The following is a 5,352-nucleotide window of genomic DNA, read 5'->3' on the forward strand; positions in this document are numbered from 1 at the left end:
GGGGTGGGAGGTGGAGGCCGTCCTCAACCGGCGTGACTTCATCTGGGGCCTGGCCTTCTCGCCCCGGGGCGGGCGCGTGGCGTACTCGCGCCTGGGCTCCAAGCAGTACTTCCTGTCCATCTGGAACCTGGGCCCGCCGCCGACGCTCGTCGCGGACCCGGCCATCAACCCCTACGAGTTCGACGTGGAGGGCGTGGCCTTCTCGCCGGACGGGGGCCTCGTCGCCACCGCGGGCAGGGACGGCGTGGTGCGCCTGTTCGACGCGGCCACCGGGACGTTGAAGGGCGAGCGCCGCACGGAGGAGCCGCTGGGCACGGTGGCCTTCCACCCGGATGGGAAGTGGCTCGTGGTGGGCAGCCTCGAGGGGCTGGTGACGGTGCTGTCGGCGCCGGGGCTGGAGTACGCCTCGGAGGAGCGCGGGCACCTGGGGCCGGTGAGCGCGCTGGCCTTCGCGCCGGACGGGACGCTGTACTCGGGCGGCTGGGACAAGCACGTGCGCGCGTGGCGCACGGGCGTGGAGCCGCTGCGGCCGGGGCAGGCGCGCGTGCGCTTCGAGAAGCGCGGCGGCACGGTGGTGCTGGGCGGCACGCTGAATGGGAAGGCGCCGGTGTCGCTGGCGGTGGACGCGCGCGCGCCCGCCATCCTCCTCACCAGCGAGGCGGCCACGGCGGCGGGCATCGACGTGCCCGCCCTCAAGGAGACGCTCAACGTGCCGAGCGCGCTGGGCACCACCGCGGCGCGGCTGGCGCGCGGCCAGACGCTGAGCTTCAAGTCGCTGCGCCTGGAGGGCGTGGACATCGCCGTCTGCGACACGTGCGTGCCCGAGGGCAGCCAGGGCGTGCTGGGCGCTCCCTTCACCGAGCGCTTCGAGGTGACCTTCGACGAAGTCACACAGGAGGCCGTCCTCGCGCTGAAGGGTGGGGTGCCGGAGGGCGTGCGCGCGCAGGAGGCGCTGGTGCTGGCGCCGCGCTCGGACTTCACCTTCCCGGCCTACGTCAGCGACGTCACCGTGGACGCGCGCGGGCAGCGGCTCGGCGTGGGCCTGTCCGAGCAGAAGCCGGAGCGCAACCGCGAGGTCTACGAGCGTGAGCGCAAGGGCGTGGACGAGCCCCGCGGCCCCTTCAACGCGGGCGCGCTGGTGGACGCGCAATCCGGCCAGGTGCTCCAGAAGTGGCCGCTGCACCAGGGCGTGGTGTCCACCGCGGCCATCTCTCCGGATGGGCGCTCGCTGGCGTCGGGCGGCTGGGACAAGCGCGTGTACCTCTTCACGGAGGGCGAGGACGGCGCGAAGGGCGAGCACGAATTCGACTGGTCCGTGCGCCGGGTGCGCTTCAGCGCGGACGGCCGCTGGGTGGGCGTGGCCGCGTGGACGCCGCAGGTGGCCAGCAGCAGCGGCGACAGCGACCCGGCCGCGGTGCTGCTGGGCGTGCGCTACGCGGAGCCCGCCGTCGTCGCGCCTCAGTAGTTGAGGAAGATGGCGTCCTTCGGGACGCCGCGCGCCTGGAGCGTGGCCTTCACGCCCTGCACCATCGTCGACTGGCCGCAGAGGAAGGCCACCGCGTCCTGCACGGGCTCCTCGCCCAGGTGCGCCTGCACGTAGCCGGTGAGGCCCTGCCAGCCGCTGACGCCGGGCTGGCTGCACGTGCGCACCACGCGCACGCCGCCGGCCTCCCACTCGTGCAGCTCGTCCGCGTACGCGAAGGCGCCCGGCGTGCGCGCGCCGAAGTACAGCGTCACGCGGCCAAAGGCCTCGCGCTCGCGGCGGATGCTGGCGATGAGGGAGCGGATGGGCGAGATGCCGGAGCCGGTGGCGAACAGCAGTACGTCGTGGCCCCGCGCGCGCTCGAGCGGGAAGCCCTTGCCCTCGGGCTGGGACACCTCGACGAGCGAGCCGGGGGGCAGGCGGATGAGGGCATCCGGAAGGATGGCGCCGTCCTTGAGGAGGAACTCCCAGCGCGTCCCCTGGGGGTCGGGCGGGGAGGCGATGGCGAACATGCCCTCCGACACACCAGGCAGGCGCAGGCGCACGTACTGCCCGGGGTGCGCGTGCATGCCCACCAGGGGGGTGCCGCGGATGTCGAGGACGAGGTCGGTGAGGCCATCGGCGGCGGGGCCGGTGGTGGCGACGGTGGCCGGGTGCCAGTCGGGCATGGTGGTCTCGATTTTAACCCAGCGCGCCCGGGGGCGCGCCTCCCCTGGTAGCCTTGGGGGGTGAAGAGCCTTCTCTGGATAATCTTGTTCCTGCTGGGACTGGCCGGCGTGTTCATCCCGCTGACGTATCTCTATACGGCCAGCAAGCTGCCGCCCCTGGACAGTGAGTTCGACGTCGAGAAACAGCTCAAGCACAGCATCGAGGGCGAGCGGATGAGCCTGCGGGCGGGGCAGTACCAGAAGAACCCCCGCCCCATCACCTTCACGCGCCCGGACTTCTCGCGGCTGCCCAAGGACCTGGTGGCGCTCTACATCCGCCACATGGGGTGCCCGCGCTACTTCCAGACGCCCCGCGAGCACGGGCCGGCCTGGGCGTGGCGCCTGTTCGCCGGGGTGACGGTGGGCGCGAAGCCCCAGGGAGACGGCGCGTGCGAGCGCATCCTCGCCATGCGCATCGCCCACGCGCTGGGCATCTACGACAACCTGAGACAGTCGGTGGCCGCGCACCGGCTGCACTCCTTCATGCAGAAGGATCAGCTCATCGCGTACGACCTGTCCGCCATCTACTTCGAGCGCGGCATCGTCGGCGTGGAGGACGCGGCCCACACCCTCTTCGGGCGCGAGCTGTCGGAGCTGCAGCTGTCGGAGCTGGCGGAGCTGCAGCTGGCGCTGCCGCCCTTCGGCTACTACGAGGACCTCAAGGTGTGCCGCAACCCCACCGTCATCCGGCAGAACCGCGACATGCTGCTGGAGGACCTCGCGGGCTGGAAGCTCGTGGGCGAGGACCGCGCGCGCAACGCCATCGCCCAGCCGGTGTTCTGCACGCGCTGAGCGCCCTTCACGCCAGCAGGGGCACCTGCCCGAAGCCGGACCGGCGGGCTCCTACTTCAGGAAGGTGCGCTCGAAGTAGTCGAGCCCGTCGGAAATCTTCTTCCGCTGCTCGGGGCTCGCCCCCTTCGCCTGGGCGCGATACCGGTCGAGCATCTTGAACGCGGTCTCCATCTGGTCGTCCTCGATCTTCCCCGCGGTCGACCGGGTGGAGATCTGGATTTCCAGGTCGTCGATGCGTCGATGCAGGTCGGTCGTGCGGGGCGCGCTCCCGTAGGAGCCGCGCGTCTCCGTATCCGTGGGCTCGGGGGCCACGTCCTCACTGCTCGGGGCGCGAGTCTTCTTCCGGGACGTCGTGCGCGCCGTCGCGGGGGCCAGGGCGTGGTCCTCGGGCTCGTCCTGGGACGGCTTGCCCTGCGTCGCCGCGCGCTTGGGCGTGAGCGCCGCGTCCGCGACCGCGGGGGCCGCCGTCGGCGCCACGGTGCCCGCGGTCCCCAGGGCGGCGGTGGCCTCGCTCGGAGCAGCGGGAGCCACCGCGGCGGGCGCACCGGCAACCGGAGGCTCCACGGCGGGCGCGGCCGGAGCCGTGGGGACCACGGCGGTGGGTTTGACTTCCGGCGCCTTCGCCTGCGCGGGAGGCGGGGTGGGCGTCTCCGGCGAGCCGCGCACGACGATGGCCGCGCCCGCGCCCACCAGCAGCACGGCGGCGCCGATGGCGGCGGCGGCCACGGGCACGCGCCTGCCGCCCTTCTTGGGCACGGACACGCCGGCGGCGCGCAGCTCCTGCGACGTCAGCTCCGTGTTCAGCTCCGGCGGCACGGGCACCGGCGTGGTGGGCCGGCGCGACTCCACGTCGTCCCGCCCGCGCGGCTTCTCCACCGGCGCGGGCGCGCTGGGGTTGGAGCGCGTGGACCGCAGGGTGCGGCGCAGCTTGTTGAGCTGCTGGCGCAGCGCGTCCGCCGAGTTGGGGCGCGTCTCCGGGTCCTTGGTGAGCATCTGCAGGATGAACGCGTCCAGCGCGGGCGGCAGCTCGGGGACGAACTCCGAGGGCCGCGGCGGCCGCGCCTCCACGTGCTTCATCAGCAGGTCCACCGGCGAGGCGCCGATGAAGGGCAGCCGGCCCGTGACGGCCTCGAAGGCGACGACGCCCAGCGCGTAGAGGTCGGTCATCGGACCCACCTCCTGGCCGCGGGCCTGCTCGGGCGCCATGTACTCCGGCGTGCCCACCACCATGTCCGTGCGCGTCTGTGCGCTGCGTCCGGTGGGCGTCTGCGCGCGCTTGGCGAGGCCGAAGTCCAGCACCTTCACGTACCGCGAGCCGTCCGGCTGGCGCACGAGGAAGATGTTGCTGGGCTTCAAGTCGCGGTGCACCACGCCCGCGCCATGCGCGGCGGCCAGCGCGGCGAGCACCTCGTCGAGGAGCGACAGCGTCTCCTGCACGGGCAGCCGGTGCTTCTCCGCCAGCACCGCGTCGAGCGCCTGGCCCTCCAGGTACTCCATGATGATGTACTGCCGGCCGTCCGGGACCTGCCCGAAGCCGAAGATGTCGATGATGCCGCGGTGACGGATGGCGTTGACGGCGCGCGCCTCGGCGAGCAGCCGCTCCACCTGCTCGGAGGAGTGCGCCAGCTCCGGCCGCAGCACCTTCACCGCCACGCGCTTGCCGATGAGCGGCTGGATGCCCTCGTACACCAGGCCCATGCCACCCACGCCGATGCGCGAGCGCAGCTCGTACTCGCCGAGCCTCAGGCCGATGAGGGGGTCCCTCACCCCGGCGTCCGCGGCCACGGTCTCGGAGGATGCATGCACCACGACCTTGGGCTCCTCTCTTGCTCCACCCGGCACGTGGAACGACGACAACACCACCGTGCCGTCGCGTGGGCACACGGCGGTGTCAGGTGGAACGGAAAGGCCGCAGGTCTCGCAGATCAGCTCGGATGCCATCTCAACCGGAGAGCAGCGTAGCAGGAGGACGCCGGTGAGGCGATGTGCACCGGCCCGGGGTAGCAGGCGAGCGGTCAAGCTCCGCACGCCTTCTCCTCCCGACGGGCCCCCCCACGTCGGGCATCGGACGGCGGACCTATGGGATGGGCTGACAGTCGACGACGTCCTGCATCAGCCCCGTGTCGCCGGGGTTGGCGGTGCTCGCTCCGCCCGGGCCACCAGCGCCCACGGTGAAGGTGACGCCACCATCCGTCAGCGCCACACCCGAGGCCCCGCCGCACCACACGCCCACGGACGGGCCACCGCCGCCACCACCGCCCGCGCCGCCCCGGCCGCCGTTGCCACCACGGCCGCCGTTGCCACCACGGCCACCGGAGGTGGTGTAGTTGATGCCCGCATCTTCCGAGAGCACCCGGTCACCCGCTCCAC

4 protein-coding genes and 1 pseudogene are annotated in these 5,352 nt (G+C 72.8%); 2 read left to right on the top strand and 3 right to left on the bottom strand.

What is annotated here, in order from left to right; all coding sequences use genetic code 11:
- A partial coding sequence (locus HG543_RS51140; RefSeq protein ID WP_169352270.1) for an aspartyl protease family protein occupies positions 1–1,465 on the top strand: 1,465 nt, incomplete at its 5' end.
- On the opposite strand, the gene HG543_RS51145 is transcribed toward HG543_RS51140, so the two are convergent.
- Positions 1,459–2,151 carry a ferredoxin reductase domain-containing protein gene (locus HG543_RS51145; RefSeq protein WP_169352271.1) on the bottom strand — a complete coding sequence of 231 codons (693 nt, stop codon included), beginning with the start codon at positions 2,149–2,151 and terminating at the stop codon, positions 1,459–1,461. The genes HG543_RS51140 and HG543_RS51145 overlap by 7 nt on opposite strands.
- Before the next feature lie 60 nt (positions 2,152–2,211).
- Between HG543_RS51145 and HG543_RS51150 the strand changes: the two genes are divergently transcribed.
- Positions 2,212–2,982: a transglycosylase domain-containing protein gene (locus HG543_RS51150; RefSeq protein WP_169352272.1), complete on the top strand. Its 771-nt coding sequence runs from the start codon at positions 2,212–2,214 to the stop codon at positions 2,980–2,982.
- A gap of 51 nt (positions 2,983–3,033) precedes the next feature.
- Here HG543_RS51150 and HG543_RS51155 read toward each other — a convergent pair whose 3' ends face one another.
- Both HG543_RS51155 and HG543_RS51160 read right to left on the bottom strand, forming a co-directional pair.
- A complete protein-coding gene (locus HG543_RS51155; protein ID WP_171818777.1) occupies positions 3,034–4,923 on the bottom strand; it encodes a serine/threonine-protein kinase in 1,890 nt (629 codons plus the stop codon).
- Between the two features lie 136 nt (positions 4,924–5,059).
- Positions 5,060–5,352: pseudogene (locus HG543_RS51160) on the bottom strand (hypothetical protein); the annotation flags it as partial.

Source organism: Pyxidicoccus fallax (genome assembly GCF_012933655.1).
Classification (GTDB): Bacteria; Myxococcota; Myxococcia; order Myxococcales; family Myxococcaceae; genus Myxococcus; species Myxococcus fallax.